The 23321-nt window shown below is 65.3% G+C and carries 22 protein-coding genes; 8 read left to right on the forward strand and 14 right to left on the reverse strand.

Annotation, left to right across the window (positions count from 1 at the left end):
* The first annotated feature begins 9 nt into the window (after positions 1-9).
* A complete protein-coding gene (locus DFR43_RS01950) occupies positions 10-963 on the forward strand; it encodes a LysR substrate-binding domain-containing protein (RefSeq protein ID WP_133595689.1) in 954 nt (317 codons plus the stop codon).
* A gap of 29 nt (positions 964-992) precedes the next feature.
* Here the strand turns inward: DFR43_RS01950 and DFR43_RS01955 are convergent, their stop codons facing one another.
* From DFR43_RS01955 to DFR43_RS01995, 9 genes are all read right to left on the reverse strand, one after another.
* Complete coding sequence (locus DFR43_RS01955; protein WP_245988800.1) at positions 993-1898, reverse strand: NAD(P)-dependent oxidoreductase; 906 nt, start codon at positions 1896-1898, stop codon at positions 993-995.
* 8 nt (positions 1899-1906) lie between these two features.
* Positions 1907-3223 carry a TRAP transporter large permease gene (locus DFR43_RS01960; RefSeq protein ID WP_133595691.1) on the reverse strand — a complete coding sequence of 439 codons (1317 nt, stop codon included), beginning with the start codon at positions 3221-3223 and terminating at the stop codon, positions 1907-1909.
* Position 3224: 1 nt separating this feature from the next.
* Complete coding sequence (locus DFR43_RS01965) at positions 3225-3746, reverse strand: TRAP transporter small permease (RefSeq protein WP_133595858.1); 522 nt, start codon at positions 3744-3746, stop codon at positions 3225-3227.
* 84 nt (positions 3747-3830) lie between these two features.
* Positions 3831-4871 carry a TRAP transporter substrate-binding protein gene (locus DFR43_RS01970; RefSeq protein ID WP_133595692.1) on the reverse strand — a complete coding sequence of 347 codons (1041 nt, stop codon included), beginning with the start codon at positions 4869-4871 and terminating at the stop codon, positions 3831-3833.
* A gap of 247 nt (positions 4872-5118) precedes the next feature.
* Complete coding sequence (gene fahA, locus DFR43_RS01975) at positions 5119-6438, reverse strand: fumarylacetoacetase (protein WP_133595693.1); 1320 nt, start codon at positions 6436-6438, stop codon at positions 5119-5121.
* A gap of 7 nt (positions 6439-6445) precedes the next feature.
* The gene (locus DFR43_RS01980; protein WP_133595694.1) at positions 6446-6652 is read right to left on the reverse strand and encodes a DUF2783 domain-containing protein; all 207 of its coding nucleotides are present in this window, start codon (positions 6650-6652) and stop codon (positions 6446-6448) included.
* 15 nt (positions 6653-6667) lie between these two features.
* Positions 6668-8272 carry an FAD-dependent oxidoreductase gene (locus tag DFR43_RS01985; RefSeq protein ID WP_133595695.1) on the reverse strand — a complete coding sequence of 535 codons (1605 nt, stop codon included), beginning with the start codon at positions 8270-8272 and terminating at the stop codon, positions 6668-6670.
* Positions 8273-8312: 40 nt separating this feature from the next.
* Positions 8313-8855, reverse strand: coding sequence for a VOC family protein (locus tag DFR43_RS01990; RefSeq protein ID WP_133595696.1), 543 nt, complete (start codon positions 8853-8855; stop codon positions 8313-8315).
* A 21-nt stretch (positions 8856-8876) separates the two neighbouring features.
* Positions 8877-9833 carry an MBL fold metallo-hydrolase gene (locus DFR43_RS01995; protein WP_133595697.1) on the reverse strand — a complete coding sequence of 319 codons (957 nt, stop codon included), beginning with the start codon at positions 9831-9833 and terminating at the stop codon, positions 8877-8879.
* 154 nt (positions 9834-9987) lie between these two features.
* On the opposite strand from DFR43_RS01995, the gene DFR43_RS02000 reads away from it, so the two are divergent.
* Positions 9988-10803 (forward strand): IclR family transcriptional regulator, encoded by an 816-nt coding sequence (locus DFR43_RS02000; protein ID WP_133595698.1) that lies wholly within the window; start codon positions 9988-9990, stop codon positions 10801-10803.
* 12 nt (positions 10804-10815) lie between these two features.
* Here the strand turns inward: DFR43_RS02000 and DFR43_RS02005 are convergent, their stop codons facing one another.
* Complete coding sequence (locus tag DFR43_RS02005) at positions 10816-11616, reverse strand: enoyl-CoA hydratase/isomerase family protein (protein WP_133595699.1); 801 nt, start codon at positions 11614-11616, stop codon at positions 10816-10818.
* A 250-nt stretch (positions 11617-11866) separates the two neighbouring features.
* On the opposite strand from DFR43_RS02005, the gene DFR43_RS02010 reads away from it, so the two are divergent.
* From DFR43_RS02010 to DFR43_RS02030, 5 genes are all read left to right on the forward strand, one after another.
* Entirely contained in the window at positions 11867-12355 is a 489-nt protein-coding gene (locus tag DFR43_RS02010) for a MarR family winged helix-turn-helix transcriptional regulator (protein WP_133595700.1), read from the forward strand.
* A 135-nt stretch (positions 12356-12490) separates the two neighbouring features.
* Complete coding sequence (gene grpE, locus DFR43_RS02015; RefSeq protein WP_133595701.1) at positions 12491-13057, forward strand: nucleotide exchange factor GrpE; 567 nt, start codon at positions 12491-12493, stop codon at positions 13055-13057.
* 88 nt (positions 13058-13145) lie between these two features.
* Positions 13146-15086 (forward strand): molecular chaperone DnaK, encoded by a 1941-nt coding sequence (gene dnaK / locus DFR43_RS02020; protein ID WP_133595702.1) that lies wholly within the window; start codon positions 13146-13148, stop codon positions 15084-15086.
* Positions 15087-15195: 109 nt separating this feature from the next.
* Positions 15196-16326 (forward strand): molecular chaperone DnaJ, encoded by a 1131-nt coding sequence (gene dnaJ, locus DFR43_RS02025; protein WP_133595703.1) that lies wholly within the window; start codon positions 15196-15198, stop codon positions 16324-16326.
* 22 nt (positions 16327-16348) lie between these two features.
* Positions 16349-17713: an MBL fold metallo-hydrolase gene (locus DFR43_RS02030; protein WP_133595704.1), complete on the forward strand. Its 1365-nt coding sequence runs from the start codon at positions 16349-16351 to the stop codon at positions 17711-17713.
* A gap of 3 nt (positions 17714-17716) precedes the next feature.
* On the opposite strand, the gene DFR43_RS02035 is transcribed toward DFR43_RS02030, so the two are convergent.
* Entirely contained in the window at positions 17717-19120 is a 1404-nt protein-coding gene (locus DFR43_RS02035) for an aminotransferase-like domain-containing protein (protein WP_133595705.1), read from the reverse strand.
* A gap of 158 nt (positions 19121-19278) precedes the next feature.
* Between DFR43_RS02035 and gabT the strand changes: the two genes are divergently transcribed.
* On the forward strand, positions 19279-20586 hold the full coding sequence (gene gabT / locus DFR43_RS02040; protein WP_133595706.1) for a 4-aminobutyrate--2-oxoglutarate transaminase: 1308 nt from the start codon (positions 19279-19281) through the stop codon (positions 20584-20586).
* Between the two features lie 20 nt (positions 20587-20606).
* Here gabT and DFR43_RS02045 read toward each other — a convergent pair whose 3' ends face one another.
* The 3 genes from DFR43_RS02045 to DFR43_RS02055 all read right to left on the reverse strand — a co-directional run bounded on the left by DFR43_RS02045 (position 20607) and on the right by DFR43_RS02055 (position 23321).
* Complete coding sequence (locus DFR43_RS02045; RefSeq protein WP_133595707.1) at positions 20607-20993, reverse strand: type II toxin-antitoxin system PemK/MazF family toxin; 387 nt, start codon at positions 20991-20993, stop codon at positions 20607-20609.
* Entirely contained in the window at positions 20987-21238 is a 252-nt protein-coding gene (locus DFR43_RS02050; RefSeq protein WP_133595708.1) for an AbrB/MazE/SpoVT family DNA-binding domain-containing protein, read from the reverse strand. The genes DFR43_RS02045 and DFR43_RS02050 overlap by 7 nt, the downstream gene beginning before the upstream one ends.
* A gap of 94 nt (positions 21239-21332) precedes the next feature.
* Positions 21333-23321: a polysaccharide biosynthesis protein gene (locus DFR43_RS02055; protein ID WP_133595709.1), complete on the reverse strand. Its 1989-nt coding sequence runs from the start codon at positions 23319-23321 to the stop codon at positions 21333-21335.

Below are 23321 nucleotides of genomic sequence, written 5' to 3' on the forward strand. Positions count from 1 at the left end.
AATCCTTCCATGGATCTGAAGCAACTCGAATACTTCGTGCGCGTGGCCGAAATGGGCAGCTTCACCCGGGCCGCCGCAGCGCTGCAAGTGGCACAACCGGCATTGAGCCGGCAAGTGCGCCTGCTGGAGGTGGAGCTGCGCCAGACGCTGCTGCTGCGGAACGGCCGCGGCGCCATCCCGACCGAGGCCGGCAAGCTGCTGCTGGATCATGGACGCGGCATCCTGCATCAGGTGGAGCGGGCGCGCGAGGAGATGGGCCGCGTGCGCGGGGCGCTCGCCGGCCGCGTGGCCATCGGCTTGCCCCCGACCATGGCCCGCCTGCTCACCGTGCCGTTGACCCGGGCCTTTCGGCAACACATGCCGCAAGCCCAACTGTCCATCACGGAAGGGTTGTCGGCCAGCATGGCGCAAGCCGTGGCCGATGGACGTCTGGACCTGGCGGTGCTCTACAACGCCCCGCCCATGACCGACATCGACCTGCAGCCCCTGTTCGACGAGATGCTGGCGCTGGTCGAAGCACGCCCGGCCGGCTTGCCGGAAGATCCGCCGCCCGACCCGATCACCCTGACCGAACTGTCGCGCCGGCCTTTGGTCATACCGAGCCGACCGAATGCGGTGCGCATGCTCGTCGAGACGGCCATGGCCCAACGGGGGCTGCGCCCGACCATCGCGCTGGAAATCGATGGCGTGGGCGCCATCCTGGACCTGGTCGCCGAGGGCATGGGCTGTGCCGTGCTCTCTCCCCATGCCGTGGCCAGCACGGTGCGGCCATCGGCCTACACGGTGCGGCCGATCGAGCAGCCGCCGCTGACCATCCGGGTGTGGCTGGGCACGAGTTCCCAACGCCCCACCACCCTCACCCAGCAAGCGGCCATGGATTTGATCCGTCAGGCCTGCGCCCCGCTGGCGCCCCAGCGCACAACCGCTTGCCCGGTCATGCCGGAGCCGGATGCAGCAGGGTAAGCCGGGACAAGCCAGAATACGCCGGCCAATCAGCCCTTGCCCCGCGCGGCCAACAAACCGTCGGCATATGACTGCCAAGGTTCGCGGCGACCATCCGCCGGGATGTGCCCGGCGCGGGCCTGGGCGGCCACCCAGTCGTGCTTCTCGGCCGTGGCGGCAGCCATCCACGGCTCGAAACCGGCTTCCCGCACCGTCTGCGCCACCTCGCGCATTTCCTCGGCGCGCCGTCGGCCGTGCTGGGCCACGCGGCTGAAGAAATAGCCGCCTTGCTGGGTCCAGTCGATGCCGGGGAACGTCTCCTGCAAGGTGGCGATCATGGCCGCTTCCACCCCATAGTGGCGCGCGGCGCTGTAGCTCTCGATCACCAAAGCTTCCAGCCCTTTGATGAGGATGCTGCGACACATCTTGGTGGCCGAGGCCACGCCGATGCGCGGCGAAACCACCTCCACATCCATGCCCCAGGCACGCAGCACGGGCGCCAGGCGGTCGGCCTGGGGTCCACCCAGCAGCATGGGAACGCGGATGCCATAGGGGGGCACCGACGTCATCACACCCGCTTCCACATAACGGCCGCCGGCCACCTCCACCACAGCGGCCGCCCGCTGCTTGATGCCTGGCGAGGCCGAATTCAGATCGAGCAGCCAACTGCCGGGGCGCAGATGCGGGGCCACGGCCTCGGCCACCGTCAGCGCCTGGGAGGCCGTGACGGCGGAAATCACCAGATCACTCTGGCGCGCCAGCTCTGCGGCCGAGGCGCAAGCCGCCACCCCTTGCGCCGCCGCGTGCGCCCGCTCGGCCTCGGCCACTTCGGGCTGGGCAAACTTCAAGTCCCAGGCCCCGACCCAGGGCAGATCGAACGCGCGCAGCGCCTGCCCGAAGATCTTCCCCACCTCACCATAACCGATGAGGCCGACACACTGCACCGGACGCTCCATCGGCTCCATCAGAGACGCAGCACAAACAGCGTGATGGCCGGGAAGGCCGCCAGAATGGCGGTGCGCACCAGATCGCTGATGACGAAGGGCGTGACGCCACGGTAGGTGTGCGTGATCGGGATGCCCTTGGCCATGTTGTTGATCACGAACAGGTTCATGCCCACTGGCGGTGTGATCAGCCCCACCTCCACCACGATCAGCACCAGGATGCCGAACCAGATCGCCGTCTCCTCAGGCGTCAGGCCGAAATCCAGCCCCATGATCATGGGAAAGAAGATCGGGATGGTCAGCAGGATCATGGACAACGAGTCCATTACACAGCCGAGCAGCAGATAGATCAGCAGCACCGAAGCCAGCACCAGCCACGGGCTCATGCCCAGGTCCAGCACCCACTGGGCCAACTCCTGCGGCAGTTGCGAAAGCGCCAGGAACGTGTTGTAGAGCCCCGCGCCCAGCACGATCATGAAGATCATGCCCGTGGCCAGCGCCGTGCCCAAAATGGCGTCGCGCAGCGTGCGCCGGTTCAGGCCACCGGCCGCCCAAGCGGCCACGCCCGTGCCAAACGCCCCGACCGCCGCCCCTTCGGTGGGCGTGAACAGGCCGGTGTAGATACCGCCGACCACCGCCAGGAAGATGACGATCACCGGCCACGTCTTGGCCGTGGCTTTCCACCGTTCCTTCATCGGCACGGGGGCCATCTTGCCCGCGCTGTCGGGCTTGAGGCGCACATACACGGCAATCACGATCATGTAGCCAATCGCCGCCAGAATGCCCGGCACGAACGCCGCCAGGAACAGCTTGGCAATGTTCTGCTCGGTGAGGATGGCGTAAATCACCAGCACCACCGAAGGCGGAATCAAGATGCCCAGCGTCCCGCCCGCGGCCAGACAGGCGGTGGACAACGCCCCGGAATAGCCCGCCCGGCGCAGTTCGGGCAAAGCCACTTGACCCATGGTGGCCGCCGTGGCCAGCGACGAGCCACAGATCGCGCCGAAACCGGCGCAAGCCCCCACCGCCGCCATGGCCACGCCGCCCTTGCGGTGCCCGATCCAGGCCTCGGCCGCCTTGAACAGCGCCTGCGACAGCCCGCCCAACGCGGCAAACTGCCCCATCAGCAGAAACAGCGGGATGACCGACAGCGAGTAGTTGGAAAACGTGCTGTAAGTGACCTGCTTGAGCTGGTTGAGGATGGGTATGGGCGTGCCATAAATGAAATACGCCCCCACCAGCCCGCACAAGGCCATGGCCAGACCGATAGGCACCCGGATGAAGATCAGCGCCAGCAGAACAGGGAACGACCACGCGGCCAGTTCGATTCCGGACATCTCAATGTTCCTTTGCTTCTTCAACGGGCCAACCGGCGGGATAAGACGCCAGGCCAAACATGATGAGGTTTTTCGCGATGTAGGCCAGGCAGCCGATCACGGCGCCCACCAAGCACAGGGCATAGGCCCACCACACCGGCATCTGCAAGATGAAGGTGGACTCCATGTACATGCGCTTTTCCAGCATGCCTTCCCACAGGCGCCAGGTCAGCACCAGCCATAAAGCCAGCATCAGCAGATCGCTCAGCGTCACGACGGCGCGCTTGGCCCAGCCAGGCAAGTGGGAATAGAGGATGTCCACCGTCGCGTGGCCACCGCGCAGGTAAGTCCAGGGCAGGAAAAAAAAGACCGCCACGGCCGTGCCGATTTCGACCAGTTCGAAATCGCCGGGCACCGGCCCCAGCCCGACATCGATCAGCGCCCGGCCACTGACGCTGGCCACGATCATCAGCGTGAGCAGCACCAGCAAGATACCGCCCATGATGGCAGACCACTTGGCCAGCCGAAACACCCATGCAATCATGTTCAAGACCTCAATTGCAGAACAGGCAGGGTCGCCCCTGCCTGCGTTGTCCCCTCTGCTACGAGTGGGCTCAAACGAGAGAGTTTACTTCCCGCTGTGCTTGGCGATCAATGCCCGGGCCTCAGCTGCGAGTTTGGCGCCATCGATGCCACGGCCACGCATCTCGTTGACCCAGTCGGCCTCCACCGAAGCGGCCGTTTCCAGGAAGCGGCGGGTTTCGGCTTCACCCAGCACCACGATGTTGTTGCCCGTCTTGCGGGCCTCTTCGTAAGCCGCCTTGTCGCCCTGGTCCATCGCCCGACCAAAGGCCGCCGAAAGCTCCAGACCGGAGTTGTTGTCAATGACTTTCTTCAGATCGGCCGGCAGGCGGTCATAGGTGTTGCGGTTCATGGCAAATGCGAAAGCCATGTTGTACAACCCCTTGTCGCCCGAGAAAGCGGTGTGGTTCTTCACGATTTCGGTCACCTTCACGCTGGGGGCCACTTCCCAGGGGATGGTGGTCCCATCGATGACGCCGCGCGACAGGGCTTCCGTGACGGCGGGCACAGGCATGCCCACCGGCGTGGCACCGAGTTTGACCAGCATGTTGTTGACGATGCGGGTGCCGCCACGGATCTTCATGCCGCGCAAGCTCTCCAGATGGGTGATCGGGTTGCGGGTGTGGAACAGCCCGGGGCCATGGGTGTGCACGGCCAGCAGCTTGACGTCGCGAAACTCCTCGCTCGCGTGCTTTTGAACGAACTCCCACGCCGCCTTGGAAGTGGCCTCCGCCGCACCCGGGCCGGATGGCGCGATGAACGGGATTTCGAACACCTCGGTGCGCACGAAGCGGTTCGGGGTGTATCCCAACACCGTCCAGATCACATCGACCACGCCATCCTTGGCCTGGTCATAGAGTTGCGGCGGCGTGCCCCCCATCTGCATGGCCGGGAAAATCTGCACGCGCAGACGGCCCTGAGACTCCTCCTCGATCTTCTTGGCCCACGGGGTGATGGCATTGGCCGGGATCGTCGCCTGCGGGGGCAGGAAATGGTGCAAGCGCAGCGTGACCGTCTGCGCCATCGCGCTGGCGGCCGTGAAGGCTGCGCACAACACGCCCAAGGTACGGAGTTTGAGCAGTTTCATGGTTGGATCCTTTCCAAAGTCGTCGAGGAAGCGGCGCCAGGATGGCACAGGTCAATGTTATTCAGCATAACCGGTGCATGCATAAAAATGCATAATGGTAACCCGAATACGAATCAGAACCCGCCATGCATGCGCCGCACTTCACTGTATGCCACCCTAAAGCCAGTCAAAAGGGAAGAAAGAAGCTATCTGATATAGCAAGACGGCATAGCCCAGGCAAAGCGCTGCCCCGCCGGGCAGCACCCTTTTAGGGCCGGGCCGGCAGCACCGTCCCCCAGCACTCGCCAAAGCCAATGCGGGCTGCGCCGGCCTTCTCGCACCAGCCGCGCAGGACCACGGCATCGCCGTCGAGCAAGAAGGTGCGGGATTCGCCATTGGGCAGTTGCAGCGGCTGCTTGCCGCCGAGCGTCAGCTCGATGAGGGCAGCGGCCTGGTCCAGCGTAGGGCCAGAGAGCGTGCCCGTGCCCAGCAAATCGCCGGGTTGCAGGTTGCAGCCGTTGACGGTGTGGTGCGTCACCATCTGCGCCACCGTCCAATAAGCGTGGCGATAGCTGGTGGCGCTGATGCGGGCATCGCGCAGTCCGGCTTCGCGCATGGCCTGGGTTTGCAGTCCCACTTCGAGCTGGATGTCGATGGCGCCCGCGGCCCGGTTGGCCGGACTGTCCAGATACGGCAGGGGCTGAGGATCGTCGGCCGGCCGCTCGAAGGCGGTGCGGTACGGGGCCAGCGCCTCCAGCGTCACCACCCAGGGGGAAATGCTGGTGGCAAAGTTTTTCGACAAAAATGGCCCCAGGGGTTGGTATTCCCAGCCCTGGATGTCGCGGGCCGACCAGTCGTTGAGCAGGCAGATGCCGAAGACGTGTGGCTCGGCTTCGGTGATGGCGATCGGATCGCCCAGCGCATTGCCGGTGCCGATGAACACACCCAGTTCCAGCTCGATGTCCAGGCGCTGGCTGGCACCCAGCACGGGTGCCTCGGCATCGGGCTTCTTGAGCTGGCCCTTGGGCCGGTGGAAAGCAGCCCCGGAGACGACGATGCTGGACGCCCGCCCATGGTAGCCAATCGGCACCCATTTGTAGTTGGGCAGCAGGGGGTTGTCGGGGCGGAACTGTTTGCCGATGTTGGTAGCGTGGTGGACCGAGGTGTAGAAGTCGGTGTAGTCGCCGATGCGGGCCGGCAGGTCGTATTCCGCCTCGGCCTGGGGCACCAGGCAGGCTTGCAGGGCGGCTTGCTGAGGGCTGCCCTCGCGCAGCGCCCGCGACAGCGCCAGGCGCAGCGCCGACCAGGCCCCCTGCCCCAGCGCCATCAAGGCGTTGAGCTTGTCCTGCGCACCGGCCTGGGCGGCCTGAGCGACGTCACCGGAGAACACGCCGGCCTGGGCCACGGCGGCCAGATCGACGATCTGCTCGCCAATGGCCACACCGCCGCGCCAGGCCTCGGCAGAACCTCGGCGCCGAAACACGGCAAACGGCAGGTTCTGAATGGGGAAGTCGGTGCCGCTGCGGTTGGCCGAAGCCACCCAGCTGCGCAGCGCCGGATCGTGGGTTTCGTTGAGCAATGGGGTCATGTCGATGTCAAACGGGTGAGGCCAGGGTATTGTCGCGGGCCAGGGCGATGGCCTCGCGCAGCACCTCGCGGTCACCGATGTGGTTGCACAGAATCAGCACCAGCTTGGCCAGCATCATGTCGGCCTGCTCGTCGGTCAGGTCGCGCTGGGCATGGATCAGCTCGGCGTAGAAAACGTCCTGATCGGGAATGTTGGGTTCACGGTTGAGTGCCATGGTCAATCTCGCTTTTCATTGCAGCTTGAGCGCGCGGCGCATGGCGGCCTGCACCTGAGCCGCATCGAAGCGGCGCCAGCGCGCGGCCACGTGCTGGTCGGGCCGGATCAAATAGACCGTGCCGGGCTGGCCATCGTAGCGCTGGGTCAGCACGCCTTTGGTGTCGATGATGTCTTTGCCCACTTCCAGCACCTCAGCGGTGAAGCCGCCCACGGTCACGGGCTGGGCCGGCCCGAAGCTCAGCAGCACGAAGCCGCGGCCGAGCTGATTGAGCAGCCACGCCGGGCGGCCGTCGCGCTGGATGGGGGCGTCGGCGCAGTTGGTGCCGGGCCGCATCTTGCCGGCAAACGCCTCGCTGTCGGGTGTGTTCAGGGAAGACTTCAAATACGGCGTGGGCGTAGACAGGCGGCCGCTGTTGACCAGTGGACGCGCGAAGGCTTGCGTCCGCGCCAGTTCCAGCACGGCGTTGCGCAGGCGCAGCGAGGTGCGGCTCTTGGGGGTGATGAAGTCGGTCGAGCGGGTGGAGTGTCCGATGTTGTCGTCGGCGGCGTAGGCGCGCTCCTCGTGATAGGTGTCCAGCAAGGCCAGCGGAGCGGCCCCGTCGAGCACGGCTTTGAGTTTCCAGCTCAGGTTGTCGCAGTCCTGAATGCCGGTGTTGGCTCCTCGCGCGCCGAAGGGCGAGACTTGGTGCGCCGCATCGCCGGTAAAAATGACGCGGCCATGGCGGAACTGGTCGATGCGTCGGCAGGCAAATTGGTACACCGACACCCATTCCAGCTCGAACGCCACGTCCTTGCCCAGCATGGCCTGGATGCGGGGGATGACTTTCTCAGGCTTTTTTTCTTCCTGAGGATCGGCGTCCCAGCCGAGTTGGAAATCGATGCGCCAGACGTTGTCACACTGCTTGTGCAGCAGCACGCTCTGCCCGCGGTGGAAGGGCGGATCAAACCAGAACCAGCGCTCGGTGGGGAAATCCGCCTTCATCACCACGTCGGCAATGAGGAAGCGGTCCTGGAAGAACTGGCCGGTGAAGTCGGCGCCGATCATGCGGCGCGTGTCGCTGTTGGCACCGTCGGCGGCGATGACCCACTGCGCTTCCATCTTGAAGATGCCATCGGGCGTCTCCACCGTGAGGGTGGCGAAGTCATCGGCCTGCTCGATGGCCAGCACCTTGTGCTTCCAGCGCAGATCCACCAGCGGGGATTCGTCGCAGGCCTTGACCAGGCGCTCCTCCAGGTGGTACTGCTGGTAGTTGATCATCGCCGGCATCTTGTGGTCGTCTTCCGGCAGCAGGTCGAAGGTGTAGGCCAGTTCGTCGCGGAAGAACACCTTGCCCACCTTCCACTGCACGCCCTTGGCCGCGAACTCCTCGCCCAGACCCAGGCGGTCCCAGATTTCGAGCGGGCGCTTGGCATAGCACACGGCGCGCGAACCCACGCTGACGGTGTTGTTGTCGTCCAGAATGACGGCGGGCACGCCACGGTAGGCCAGGTCCAGCGCCTGGGTCAGGCCAATGGGGCCGGCGCCGATGACGACCACCGGATGGCGCTTGAGGGTGCCGGTTCGCTGCTCCTCACTCTGCCGATAGGCGTATTCGGGGTAGGTGTAGGTCTTGAGCATGGTGGATGGCCAAGGGAAAGGATGGATCGGATGCCGCCGCTCAGCCTTGCGGGGTGAATTCTTTTTCGTGCATCCAGGCGGCGTGCTTGGGCGCGCGCTTGGTGCGGGCCCACTCGTTGAGCATGTCCCACTTCACTTCGTCGAGCTTTTTGTACATCTCGGGGGTACCCACGTCGGCCGCCAGTTCCAGCCGATGGCCGTTGGGGTCGAAGAAGTAGATGCTCTTGAAGATGGTATGGTCGGTCGGGCCGATGACTTCGATGCCTTCGGCTTGCAGCTTGGCCTTGATGGCCTCCAGCGTCTGCAGGCTGTCCACCTTGAAGGCGATGTGCTGCACCCAGGACGGGGTGTTCTCGTCACGGCCCATCTCGGGAGAATTGGGCAGTTCGAAGAAAGCCAGCACATTGCCCTGACCGGCGTCGAGGAACACGTGCATGTACGGATCCGGCGCCTTGGTCGATGGCACCTGGTCTTCGGCGATGGCCAGCACGAAGTCCATGTTCAAGTGCTTGACGTACCACTCGACGGTCTCTTTGGCGTCCTTGCAGCGGTAGGCGACGTGATGAATGCGGTCGATTTTCATGATCGGTGCTCCTGTGCGTGATCAACCTTCGAGGGCTTCCCACATCTGGCGGTCGCGCTCGGCCGTCCAAATGCGGGGGTCGGGGTATTGCGTGGCCTCGTCGTAGGCGCGGGTCACGTCAAAAGGCATGCAGTGATTGAAGATCACCCAATGGCCGTATTTGGGCTGCAGCTTGGCAAAGGTTTCTTCATAGACTTGGCGCAAGTCACGCCCGGCATCGGCGCCGGCCTTGACGCAGGCCCACAGGTCGCTGATGAAGGCGCGCGTGACTTCCAGCCCCTTTTGCACCTGGGCTTCGCCGCGCAGCGCCGGGCCGCGGCCAGGCACCAGCGCCTGCGGGTTGAGCTTGGCGATGTTGTCCAGCGTCTGTGGCCAGTCTTGGAAGTAGGCGTCTCCGGCGTAGGGCGTGGCGTCGAACTCGACCAGGTCGCCCGAGAGCAAGGTGCGCTCCTGCGGCAGCCAGACCACGGTATCGCCCTTGGTGTGGCCACGGCCCAGTTGCAGCAGTTGCACCTCCAGCTTGCCCAGCCACAACGTCATCTTGCCGGTGAAGGTGATGGTCGGCCACGTCAGCCCCGGCGGCACCGTCTCTACGTTGCGGAACAGGCGAGGAAAGCGGCCGATCTCGCTGGCCTTGTCCTGTTCGCCACGCTCGACGATCAGGTCGTAGGTGTCTTGGCTGGCAATGATCTGCTGCGGCTGGTAGGCGCTGGCACCCAGCACACGCACGGCGTGATAATGCGTCAGCACCACGTACTTGATGGGCTTGTCGGTGACTTCACGGATGCGGCGAATCACGTCGGCCGCCATGGCGGGCGTGGCCTGGGTGTCGGCCACCAGCACGGCATCGTCGCCAATGATGACACCGGTGTTGGGGTCGCCCTCGGCCGTGTAGGCCCAGGCGTGTTCCGACAATTGTTCAAAAGTGACCCGTTTCTCTTCCAGGTCGGCGGCGGAGGCAAACGCCTTCTTGCTCATGAGCCATCACTCCTAAAATTCAATAATGACAAACCGATTCGCCATTGATCAATGACGCCATCTTATCGAGAAAATTCACCATTGACAAATCCATTCGTTTAGGTAAAAACCCTAGGACGTACCCGACCCTGGGTGCCCAGATGACAATCTACGCATGAAAAACCTCAAACACAACCCGTCGCGCGAGCCGGTCGAGGACTCGGAGGAGCGGACCTCGCGCGGCATCCAGAGCGTGGAAGTGGGCGGCCAGTTGCTCAAGGCACTGGCCAACACGGGGCGTCGCATGGCGCTGAAAGACTTGGCCCGCGCGGCCGAAATGACTCCGGCCAAAGCCCATCCTTACCTCGTGAGCTTTGGCAAGCTCGGCCTCATCGAGCAGGACCCGGTCAGCGGGCACTATGGCCTGGGGCCTCTGTCCATGCAACTGGGCTTGATCAGCTTGCAGCAGGTGGACCCGGTGCGGCTGGCGATCGCCGAATTGCCCGGACTCGCCCAACGCGTGGGCTGCACGGTGTCGGCGGCCGTCTGGGGGGCGCAAGGGCCGGTGATCATCCGGGTGGAAGAAGGCCCCACGCCCGTCTATGTGGCCATGCGCCACGGCATCCCGGCCTCGCTGCGGCACACCGGCACGGGCAAAATCTTCGCGGCCTACCGCCACCCGGCCGAAGTGGCCGCCGCCCTGGAACGCGAAGGGCTGCCCGCGGCGCTGGAGGAGCCGGCCTTCGCCGCCGAATTGGCCGACATCCGTCGGGGCGGCTTGTCGCGCGTGCGCGACGAACTGCTGCCCGGCATCAGCGCGATGGCCGTACCGGTGTTCGATGGGTTTGGCCGCTTGGCCCTGGCCATTGCCGCGATCGGCCCGAGCGCGTGGCTCGATCTGTCGGACGACAGCGCCCAGGCACGCGCCTTGCGGGAAACCGGGCAAAGCCTCTCGCAACGGTTGGGGGCCGCCAGCCCGCGACCGGGATGATGCGCCCGGGGCTCAGACGCCCCGAAATACCGGCTCGCGCCGCTGGGCAAACGCCGCCCTGCCCTCGGCAAAATCCGCGCTGGCTTGGGTCAATGCTTCGCGCCGGCGCCATTCGTCCAGCCGCGCCTCGCCCCAGGCGATTTCCTGCAAGGTCTGTTTCATGCCTTGCAAGGCCAGCGGCGCCAGGCGAACCAGACGCTCGGTCAGCGCCATCACCCGCGCGTCCAGCGCCTCGGGGGGCACCAGTTCATCCAGATAGCCGATCTCCAGCAAAGTCTGGTCATCGAGTTCCTCGGCCAGCAGAAACAGCCTTCGCGCCGCGCCCAGCCCCAGGCGCGCCACGAAACGGCGCAAACCGCTCGGGTAGTAGTGCAAGCCGAGGGCGGCGGCGGGCATGCGCAAGCGCATGCCTTGCACCCCGATGCGGAAGTCGCACGCCATGGCCAGGTCGGTGGCACCCCCATAGACACTGCCCGCAAGCGCGCAAACCGTGACCACGCGCAGGCGCGCCAAGGCATCAGGCACCTGTTCGAAAGCCAGGGTGCCTCCCGCATGTCCGCCGCGAAACTGCCCCAGGTGGTAGCCAGCGCTGAACACGGGCGAAGGCGGTGTGGTGCGGGCACGCAACACCAGCACGCGGACCGCCGGGTCCGCCTCCACGGCTTCGAAATGACGCAACAGGGCGAGCAAATCCTCATCGTGCAGGCGGTTGCGATGGACGGGGCGGTTCAAGGTGATGGTGGCCAGCGGACCAGCCACATCCAGCAGCGGCTCGCCAGACGGAGGCAAGGAGGAAGCAGGCAGCGATGACATGGGTGGCGATAGGGGGGTTCAGCGGTGTCCGGGCGGCCGGGTGAGCGCAAAGATCTTAACGCCCCATCCCCCAATCTTCAGCCCATGACCGCGCCAAATCAGGACGGCAGCAAGCAGCACATGCAAGCGCCGACGGCGGGGCGATATTAGCTTGGAGTCCCAATGTACCGTGCGCTGACCAAAGGCCTACTTGGCCATCGCTGACACCAACCTGACGTAAGCCCGGGTCAAGCGGGTAATATTCCGCCCTATGCCGGCCGCTCAACCCCCTTCTGCCCCCGCCCTGGCCTGGACCGATGCCTCCCCGGCGGTCAACGCGTCCTTTCTCGAAGGCCTCATCGGCTACAACGCCCGGCGTGCCGCGCTGGCCGTCATCGGCGTGTTTCTGGAACGCATGGCGCCTTTCGATCTTCGGGTCGTGGACTTTTCGGTGCTCACGCTGATCGCGCACAACCCCGGCATCACCTCGCGCCAGCTCAGCGCGGCGTTGGCCATTCTGCCCCCGAATCTGGTGGGGCTGGTGCGCCAGCTCGAAGAGCGCGGCCTCATCGAGAAACACCCACACCCGCACGACCGTCGGGCCCAGGGTCTGTACGTGACCGAAGCCGGCCGTTCGCTCCAAAGCGAAGCCCAGGCGGTGGTGGCCTCGCTTGAAACCGAAGCCATCACCCACCTCACCGAGGACGAGCGCCAGACCCTCATCCGCCTGCTGCGCAAGGTCTATCACTCCCAGCCCTGAGTGCCTTGTCGGCGGGCCGCTGCACCACGCCCAGTCCTATCTCCCCGGCTTTGCCAGAGCCAACGCCACCCCTTGAAACCCGCGGCGGCGCCCCCATTTCTCGTTTTTTGAAGCCCATCCATTCCACACCCAGCCATGCAACACGAGCAAGATCCGACCTACGCCAAGCCCGAACCGAACACTGCCGCCCCCTCGCCCGAAGAGGCTGAAGCGGCCGCAGCGGCCCAGGCGGCGGAGGCCTCCGCCAGCGTGGCCGACGAGCTCGCCGCCCTCAAGGCCCAGAACGCCGAGCTGGCCGAGCAATACCTGCGCGCCAAAGCCGAAGTGGAAAACATGCGCCGCCGCACCGAGGAAGAAATGGCCAAGGTGCGCAAGTTTGCCGTCGAAGGGCTGGCCGAAAGCCTGCTGCCCGTGCTCGACAGCCTCGAAGCCGGCCTGGCCGTGCAGGAAGCCACGCTGGAGCAAATCCGCGAAGGCGCCGAGGCCACGCTCAAGCAATTGCAAAGCGCCCTCAGCCGCCACAAGGTGCTGCCGATCGTGCCGGCCCCTGGCGACAAATTCGACCCCCACCAGCACCAGGCCATCAGCATGGTGCCTGCCGAGCAGGAGCCTCACACCATCGTCGCGGTGCTGCAAAAAGGCTACCTCATCAGCGAGCGCGTGCTGCGTCCGGCGTTGGTGACCGTCGCCGCCCCCAAGTGAGGCCATCCCCTTGAAAACCCGGCCGGCAGCCACACATCGGTATCAGTTCAACTTTTTTCAGATTTCCAAGAATTCTCAGGAGTAACACATGGGCAAGATCATCGGCATCGACCTGGGCACCACCAACTCGTGCGTGGCCGTCATGGAGGGCAACACCACCCGCGTCATCGAAAACAGCGAAGGCGCACGCACCACGCCGTCCATCATCGCTTATCAGGAAGACGGCGAAATCCTGGTGGGCGCCAGCGCCAAGCGCCAAGCCGTCACCAACCCCAAGAACACGCTGTACGCCGTCAAGCGCCTCATCGGCCGCAAGTTCACCGAAAAAGAAGTGCAGAAGGACATCGACCTGATGCCCTACAAGATCGTGGCCGCCGACAACGGCGACGCCTGGGTGGAAGTGCGCGGCCAAAAGCTCGCCCCGCCGCAGGTCAGCGCCGAAGTGCTGCGCAAAATGAAGAAGACCGCCGAGGATTACCTGGGCGAGCCGGTGACGGAGGCCGTCATCACCGTGCCGGCCTACTTCAACGACGCGCAGCGCCAAGCCACCAAGGACGCCGGCCGCATCGCCGGGCTGGAAGTCAAGCGCATCATCAACGAGCCGACCGCCGCGGCCCTGGCCTTTGGGCTGGACAAGGCCGGCAAGGGCGACCGCAAAATCGCCGTCTATGACCTGGGCGGCGGCACGTTCGACATCTCCATCATCGAAATCGCCGACGTCGATGGCGAAAAACAGTTCGAGGTGCTCTCCACCAACGGCGACACCTTCCTGGGCGGCGAAGATTTCGACCAGCGCATCATCGACTACATCATCGCCGAGTTCAAGAAAGAGCAAGGCGTGGACCTGACCAAGGACGTGCTGGCCCTGCAGCGACTGAAGGAAGCCGCCGAAAAGGCCAAGATCGAGCTGTCCAACAGCTCGCAGACCGACATCAACCTGCCCTACATCACCGCCGACGCCTCGGGCCCGAAGCACCTCAACATCAAGCTGACGCGCGCCAAGCTCGAAGCCCTGGTGGAAGACCTGATCGAGCGCACCATCGCGCCCTGCCGCACCGCTATCAAGGACGCGGGCATCTCCGTCAGCGACATCGACGACGTCATCCTCGTCGGCGGCATGACGCGCATGCCCAAGGTGCAGGAAAAGGTCAAGGAATTCTTCGGCAAGGAGCCGCGCAAAGACGTCAACCCCGACGAGGCCGTGGCCGTGGGCGCAGCCATCCAGGGCTCGGTGCTATCGGGTGACCGCAAGGACGTGCTGCTGCTCGACGTCACCCCGCTGTCGCTGGGCATCGAGACCATGGGCGGCGTGATGACCAAGATGATCAGCAAGAACACCACCATCCCGACCAAATACAGCCAGGTGTTCTCCACCGCCGACGACAACCAGCCCGCCGTGACCATCAAGGTCTATCAGGGCGAGCGCGAGATGGCCGCCGGCAACAAGCTGCTGGGCGAGTTCAACCTCGAAGGCATCCCTCCGGCACCGCGCGGCATCCCCCAAATCGAGGTGACCTTCGACATCGACGCCAACGGCATCCTGCACGTCAGCGCCAAGGACAAGGGCACCGGCAAGGAAAACAAGATCACCATCAAGGCCAACTCGGGCTTGACCGAGGAGGAAATCCAGCGCATGGTCAAAGACGCTGAGCTCAACGCCGCCGAGGACAAGAAGAAGGTCGAGCTGGTGCAGGCCCGCAACCAGGCCGACGCGCTGGTCAGCTCGGTGCGCAAGAGCCTCAAGGAATACGGCGACAAGCTCGACGCGGCCGAGAAAGACAAGATCGAAGCCGCCATCAAGGCGGTGGAAGACGCGGTCAAGGGCGACGACAAGGCCCTGATCGAAGCCAAGACCAACGAGCTCATGAGCGCCAGCCAGAAGCTCGGTGAGAAAATGTACGCCGACATGCAGGCCAGCCAGGCCGCAGCCGGAGCTGCCGGGGCCGATGCCGCGCAGCCCACCGGCGGCAGCCGCGCAGCCGATGACGACGTGGTGGACGCCGAGGTCAAGGAAGTCAAGCGCGACTGATGCCACGCCGCAGGCGCCGGCAGCCGGCGCCCGGCCCCTCCACCGCCGCGTCAGGGCACCGTGGTGACCTGGCGCGGCGTTTGCACTCCAACCGAGCACTGGTACCGATATGGCCAAACGAGACTTTTACGAGATCCTGGGCGTCGCCAGAAACGCCAGCGAGGACGAGATCAAAAAAGCCTATCGCAAGCTGGCGATGAAGTATCACCCTGACCGCAATCAGGGCGACAAGGCCAAGGAAGCCGAGGAAAAGTTCAAGGAAGCCAAGGAGGCTTACGAAATGCTGAGCGACCCGCAGAAGCGGGCCGCTTACGACCAATACGGCCATGCCGGGGTGGACCCGAACCTGCGCGGCGGCCCCGGCGGGCCCGAGGGTTTCGGCGGCTTCGCCGATGCCTTTGGCGACATCTTTGGCGACATTTTCGGGGGGCAGCGCGCCGGCCGTGGCCGGCAGGTCTATCGCGGCAGCGACCTGTCGTACGCCATGGAAATCACACTGGAAGAAGCCGCCAACGGCAAGGACGCGCAGATCCGCATCCCCAGTTGGGAAGACTGCGACACCTGCCACGGCAGCGGCGCCAAGCCCGGCACCAGCGTCAAAACCTGCCCCACCTGCAACGGCAACGGCGTGGTGCAGATGCGCCAAGGCTTCTTCAGCGTGCAGCAGACTTGCCCGCACTGCCACGGCAGCGGCAAGATCATCCCCGAGCCTTGCACCACCTGCAACGGCCAGGGCAAGCTCAAAAAGCACAAGACGCTGGAAATCAAGATCCCGGCAGGCATCGACGACGGCATGCGCATCCGCTCGGCCGGCAACGGCGAGCCCGGGCGCAACGGCGGGCCGGCCGGCGACCTGTATATCGAAATCCGCATCCGCAAGCACGACATCTTCGAGCGCGACGGCGACGACCTGCATTGCCAGGTGCCGGTGAGCATCACCACCGCCGCCCTGGGCGGGGAAATCGCCGTGCCCACCCTGCAAGGCAAGGCCACCATCGAAATCCCCGAAGGCACGCAGCACGGCAAAACCTTCCGCCTGCGCGGCCGCGGCATCAAGGGCATCCGCTCCAGCTACCCCGGCGACTTGTACTGCCACATCGTGGTGGAAACGCCGGTCAAGCTGACCGAGCACCAGCGCAAGCTCCTGCGCGAGCTCGATGAGTCGTTCCAGCGCGGCGGGCACCGCCACAGCCCGAACGACAAGGGCTGGTTCGAGAAGGCCAAGGCGTTTTTTTCGTGACAAGCTGTGGTGAAATGAACGCATGAGCGTTCAGATCACCTTTCTCGGCGGCGCCGGTACCGTGACCGGCTCCAAGTTCCTCGTGCAGCACGAGGGCCAGCGTCTGCTGGTCGATTGCGGTCTGTTCCAGGGCTACAAACAGCTGCGGCTGCGCAACCGCACGCCGCTGCCGTTCGAGCCCAACCATCTGCAGGCCGTCATCCTCACCCACGCCCACCTGGACCACAGCGGCTACTTGCCGTTGCTGGTCAAGGAAGGCTTCAAGGGCAAGGCCTGGTGCACCCCCGGCACCCGCGACCTGTGCCAAATTCTGCTGCCCGACAGCGGGCATTTGCAAGAAGAAGACGCGGCCTTCGCCAACCGGCACGGCTTTTCCAAGCACACCCCCGCCCTGCCGCTGTACACCGAGGAAGACGCGCTGCGCAGCCTCAAGCAACTCAAGGCCGTGGCGCCGCTGCGCGAATTCGAGCCGATTCGGGGCTGGAAGGCCCGCTTCTACGGCGCCGGCCACATCCTGGGGGCGTCGAGCGTGGCGCTGGAAGTCGGCGGCAAGCGGCTGCTGTTCTCGGGCGACCTGGGCCGCCCCGACGACCTCATCATGCTGCCGCCCGACCCGCCACCCGGCGCCGACGCGGTGATCGTCGAGTCCACCTACGGTGACCGCGAACACCCCCGCGACAACCTGATCGACGAGCTCGCCCCCCTGCTGGACAAGGTGGCCGCCCGCGGAGGCACGGCGGTGGTGCCGGTGTTTGCGGTGGGCCGGGCGCAGGCGTTGCTGCACGCCATCGCAGAACTGAAAAAACAGCGGCGCCTGCCTCCATCGCTGCCCGTGTACTTGGACAGTCCCATGGCCATCCACAGCACCGAAGCCTTCACGCGCCACCTGGGCGAACACCGGCTGAATGCCGCCGAGTGCAACGCCATGGCCAACGTCGCGAAAATGGTGCGCACGCCCGACGAGTCCAAGGCGATTGCCGCGCACCATGGCCCCAAAGTCATTCTGGCGGCCAGCGGCATGGCCACGGGCGGCCGGGTGTTGCACCATCTGGTGCAATACTTGGGGGATCACCGCCACATGGTCATCCTGACCGGCTACCAGGCGCCGGGCACGCGCGGCGCCACACTGGCCAAAGGCAGCGGCACGGTCCGCATCCACGGGCAAGACGTGGCCATCAAAGCCGAAGTGGCCCAGCTGCTGTCCTCCTCGGCCCATGCCGACGCAGGCCAGCTCATGCAATGGCTGCGCGCCATCCCGGGGCAGCCACACCGGGCCTTCGTGGTCCACGGCGACCCGGAGGCCGCCGACTGCCTGCGCCGCCGCATCGAAAACGAACTGCGCTGGCACGCCATGGTGCCGGAGCACGGCTCCACCTGGGCGGTGTGAAACTCAGCCGGCCCGCTTTGGGCCACAACGCCCCTGCAGAAAACGCCACAGGCGCTCGTCTTCGCTGAAGGCCACGTTGAAGCGTATCCAGGGGCTGGGCTGCAGGTCGGTGGTGAACAGGTGGCCGGGGCCGAGCAGGATGTCGTGCTCCGTGGCCTGATAGGCCAGTTCGGTGGCGTTGTCCACGCGCGGGTGCCGCGCCCACAGGAACATGCCGGCCTTGGGTTCGCAGAACAGCTCGAAGCCGTGCGCCTCCAGCTTTTCGGCCACGACCTGCTGGGCACGCGCCAGCCGCTCGCGCAGGCCACGCAGGTGCTTGCGCCAGCGCCCGTCGATCAATGCGCCATAGGTCAACCTTTCGGCAAATTCCGACGACGTGAGGCCCGAAATCATCTTGAGCTGGGCCAGGTCTTCGAGCACATCTGGGTGCGCCGCCACATAGCCCACGCGCAGGTTGGGCGACACCGTCTTGGAAAAGCTGCTAATGTACACCACCCGCTGGAGCTGGTCCAGGCTGGCGAGCGAGGGGCGCGGCTCCGGGTCCAGGTCGGCATAGATGTCGTTTTCCACCACGGTGAACTGGTGGCGCTCGGCCAGTTGCACCACGCGATGCAGATGCGCCAGGCTGACCACCGAGCCGGTGGGACTTTGCAGCCGTGGCTGGGTGAAGAACACCTTGGGCGCGTGCATGCGCGCCAGGTCTTCCAGCGCGGCCAGGTCGTAGCCGTTGGGCGTGCGCGGCACCCCCACCAGCCGCGCCCCCAGAAAACGCAGCGAAAACAACAGGTTCGGATAGCCCGGCTCGTCCACCAGCACCGTGTCGCCGGGCTGCACCAATCGCCGCGCCACCATGTCCATGGCCTGGCTGGAGCCGTTGGTCAGCAACACCTGCTCGGCATTGAGGGCGATTTCTTGCTCGGCCAGCATGTCGCGCACCAGCAGGCGCAGGGGCAACAACCCCTTGGGCTCGCCATAGCCGCCCAGGTCCACCGGGTCCGACGCCAGGCTGCGCAGGCTGCGACGCAACCCTTCTTCAAACAGCCAATCACCGGGCAGCCAGCCGCAGCCGGGTTTCAGGTCCAGGTTGCGGTTCTCGAACACGCGGCGCAGGTACCACATCGAATCGAAATGGTAATCCGCGCCGGCACGCCCGGCCACGCTGGCGGTCACCTCGCGGCGGCGCACGAAAAACCCCGAATGCGGGCGCGAAACGAAATAGCCCAGCGCCACCAGCCGGTCGTAGGCATCCACCACGGTGTACACGCTCACCCCGTGGGCATGCGCGAACTGGCGAATCGACGGGGCCTTGGCCCCCGGCCGCAACGCGCCCGACTCGATCAGGCCCCGGAACCCTTCCACGATCTGAGTGACGAGCGGGGTGGCATCTTGCGGGTCGAGCGTGAACATGTCAGGATGAGGGTTGTACTGTATCGGTCGGCCAGGCTGCACAGTGTGTCGGCCGCTGCCGCCTGTCTGTATATGTTAACGAGGTGCCTCCACCGCCTACAGTGCAGACTCGGCCCCGCGCACCCGCGCCTGGGCGCCCCATTTTCAGGAGCCTGACCATGCACCGCGACCCCCAACTCACCGAAGCCAAGACCAACGCCACGCTGATGGCCCGCCGCCGCGCCGCCCTGCCCGCCGGCCTGGGCCAGACTTACGAGGTCTTTGCCGACCATGCCGAAGGCGCCGAGATCTGGGACGTCGAAGGCCGCCGCTACATCGACTTTGCCGGCGGCATCGCCGTGCTCAACACCGGCCACCGCCACCCCAAGATCGTCGAGGCCGTCAAAGCCCAGCTCGACAAGGTGCACCACACCTGCTTCCAGGTGCTGGCCTACGAGCCCTATGTCGAGCTGGCCGAGCGCCTCATCGCCAAGGCGCCGGGCCACTTCGCCAAGAAAGCCTTCTTCCTGTCCACCGGGGCCGAGGCGGTGGAAAACGCCATCAAAATCGCGCGCGCCGCCACTCAGCGGCAAGCAGTGATTGCCTTCGGCGGTGGCTTCCACGGCCGTACCTTGCTGGGCATGGCGCTGACCGGCAAGGTGGCGCCGTACAAGGCGGGCTTTGGCCCCTTCCCGGCCGAGATCTACCACGCCGAATACCCCAACCCGCTGCACGGCATCAGCGTGGCCGACGCCCTGCGCTCGGTGGAGCACATCTTCAAATACGACGTGGAGCCGCAGCGCGTGGCCGCCATCATCCTGGAGCCGGTGCAAGGCGAAGGCGGCTTCTACGTGGCCCCGCGCGAATTCGCCCAGGCGCTGCGCACGCTGTGCGACCAGCACGGCATCGTGCTGATCGCCGACGAGGTGCAAACCGGCGCCGGCCGCACCGGCACCTGGCTGGCCTGCGAACAGTGGGGCGTGGCGCCCGACCTCATCACCATGGCCAAGAGCATGGCGGGGGGCTTCCCCCTGTCCGCGGTCATTGGCAAGGCCGAGATCATGGACAAGCCCCTGCCCGGCGGCCTGGGCGGCACCTACGCCGGCAACCCGCTGGCCTGTGCCGCCGCGCTGGCCGTGCTGGACGTGTTCGAGGAAGACAACCTGCTGGAGCGCTCCCGCGCCGTGGGCGAGCGCCTGACAGCCGGCTTGCGCGCCCTGGCGCAACAGCACCCCGAGATTCAGGACGTGCGCGGCCTGGGCGCGATGGTGGCCATCGAGCTGTTCGACAGCGGCGACCACAGCAAGCCCGCCGCTGAACTCACCAAGCGCATGTGCGCCGAAGCGCTCAAGCGCGGGCTGGTGCTGCTGTCGTGCGGCGTGTATGCCAACGTCATCCGCATCCTGGTGCCCCTGACCGCCAGCGATGCGCTGCTGGACGAGGGCCTGGCCATCATGGGCGAATCGCTGAAGGCGGCCAAGGGTTGACGGACGGGGCCATGCGCCCCTCAAGCCAGCGCAATGATCTGATTCAACACCCCGCAAACCTCCTGAAAAGCGGCCGCTGGCAGCCGCTTCATGGGGTGGGGGCTGGCTTGGCGTACCCGCCAATCAAAAGACTTGGGTTGGTGACACAGCACATAGCTGGTTTTACCGGCTTTCGGGCCACCGGCTTGCCCCGCCACCACCGCAAAGGGGTTGTCGGCGTTGTAGGCGGCGGTGGTCATGGGCAGCCCGATCACCAATGACGTACGCTCATTGAATGCCTTGGGCGACAGCACCAGGAAGGGATGCACATCACGCATTTCGCGCCCGGCCTGGGGGTTGCAATCTATCCAGATGATGTCTTGCCTGTCCGGGACCCATGGCGGCGCCGCGGCTCGGCGCGTCACCACTTTTCAGCCCCCACCGGGGCAGTGCGCATGGCTTCGCCGCCATGCCGCACCGGGTCAAACCGCTGCAAACGCGCCTCCAGCGACAATCTATCCGCGGGCAGAGGCTCAATCACCACCCTGCCCTGCTCCACACGGATGCGCACCTGCTGGTCGGCATGCAAATGCGCCGCCTTGGCGACCGCCTGCGGCAGGCGCACCCCCAAACTGTTCCCCCAGTGCTTGATCGACAAAACCGCTTCAGACATGACTGACCCTTTTGTTTATACAAAGTATAAACACTTACCGGATGTCGGTCAAATCCTTGTGCGGCCAGCCGCGAAAAACGCAGGCCACCAGTGGTCAATGGCTACCGCCGGCCCCCACCGCCTGTGCTTCGGCTTCTTGCGCCAAATACACCCAGTCCACAATGTCGTCGCTGGGTGTGTAGCCGGCCACCAGCTGCTGCAGCATCAGGCGGATCAGGCCCACATCGTTCGCATTCAGCGCCAGCTCCAGTGCGCGGAGTTTGCCCTCCAATTCGGCCCAGGGGATGAAATCCTCGTGGGCTTTCATGATGCGGGGGTGGGCCGTGGGCTGGGGATTGTCGCCAATCAGCAGCTCCTCGTAGAGCTTTTCGCCGGGGCGCAGTCCGGTGATGGCAATCTCGATGTCGCCTTCCGGGTTCTGCTCGTCTTTCACCGTCAGGCCCGAGAGTTCGACCATGCGCCGCGCCAGGTCCATGATCTTCACGGGCTGGCCCATGTCGAGCACGAACACATCACCGCCCTTGGCCATGGCGCCGGCCTGGATCACCAGTTGCGCCGCTTCCGGGATGGTCATGAAGTAGCGCGTGACTTCCGGGTGCGTGAGGGTGATAGGTCCACCATCGCGGATCTGCTGGCGGAATTTGGGCACCACCGAGCCGGATGAACCCAACACGTTGCCAAAGCGAACCATGCTGAACCTCGTGCTGCCCGTCACGCACATGCCGGCCTGGGTGGCGGCAAGGGCCTGCAGCGCCATTTCGGCCAGGCGTTTGCTGGCGCCCATCACGTTGGTGGGGCGCACGGCCTTGTCCGTGCTGATGAGCACAAAGTCGCTCACGCCGTTTTCTGCGGCGGCCTGGGCGGTGCGCAGCGTGCCCAACACGTTGTTCTTGATGCCCGCTGCCGGGTTGTGCTCCACCAGCGGCACGTGCTTGTAGGCGGCGGCGTGGTACACCGTGTCCGGGTGCCAGGTGGACATGATCTCGCGCATTCGGTCGTCGTCCTGCACCGAGGCCAGCAGGGGCACCAGCACCGGTGGCATGGCACCGTCCAGCCCAGCCAGCTTCTCTTCAAGTTCCTGGTGAATCGCGTACAGGGCAAATTCGCTCTGCTCAATCAGCAGCAGCTTGGCGGGGCCCACCGCCAGAATCTGGCGGCACAGCTCGCTGCCAATGGAGCCGCCCGCTCCGGTCACCAGCACCACTTTGCCGGTGATGTTTTTGGCCAGCAGGATGTGGTTGGGTGCCACCGGCTCGCGGCCGAGCAGGTCGTCGATATCCAGCTCGTGCAAGTCCGAAATGCTCACCTTGCCCTGGGCCAGGTCGGTCACGCTGGGCAAGGTGCGCACCGCTACGTGTGCGTTGCGAATCTGGCTCAGGATCTCGTTACGGCGGCGGCGCGAGACACTGGGCGTGGCCAACAACACAGTGCGCACGCCCTGCGTCTCAACCAGCCCCCGCAAGTCCATCGGGCTGTGTATCGGCAAACCATCCAGTACATGCCCATGCAGGCGATCGTCGTCATCCAAAAAGGCCACGACCCGCATCTCATGGCCGTGGGCCATCGCCTGTGCCAATTGCCGGCCTGCTTGTCCCGCACCGTAGATCACCGCCTTGGGCAAGTTCATTCGCTGAAAAATGTTCTGGTACAGGCCGCCCAACCAATAGCGCGCCAGCGCGCGCGAGGCGCCTACTGCCAACAGCAGAAGCAAGGGTTGGATGATGCCCACACTACGCGGCACACCAGGCAGCCCTATGGCCGTCACCACCGACGCATACAGCAGACCATACAGGGCAAAGGCCCGCAGCACCATCTGCATCGCCGCCGTGCCCGAGTAACGGAAGATCACCCGGTAAAACCCATGCGTGATGAACAGCGGCAAGGCGATGAGCCACGAGGCTGCTATCGCCCACATGGGCTGGAATAAGCCTTCGCCTGATAAACGCACCCACTCATCCAGACGCAGGTAAAACGCGATCCAAACGGTGATGACGATCAAGCAGGCATCCACGGCCAGCACGAACGCGCGCTTGGCAGGGCGTGGCAGGGCCAGCAAGGGAAGCGCCAGTTTTGTCAGCGGCAT

Origin of the sequence: Tepidicella xavieri, from assembly GCF_004363315.1 — a bacterium.
Taxonomy (GTDB): Bacteria; Pseudomonadota; Gammaproteobacteria; order Burkholderiales; family Burkholderiaceae_C; genus Tepidicella; species Tepidicella xavieri.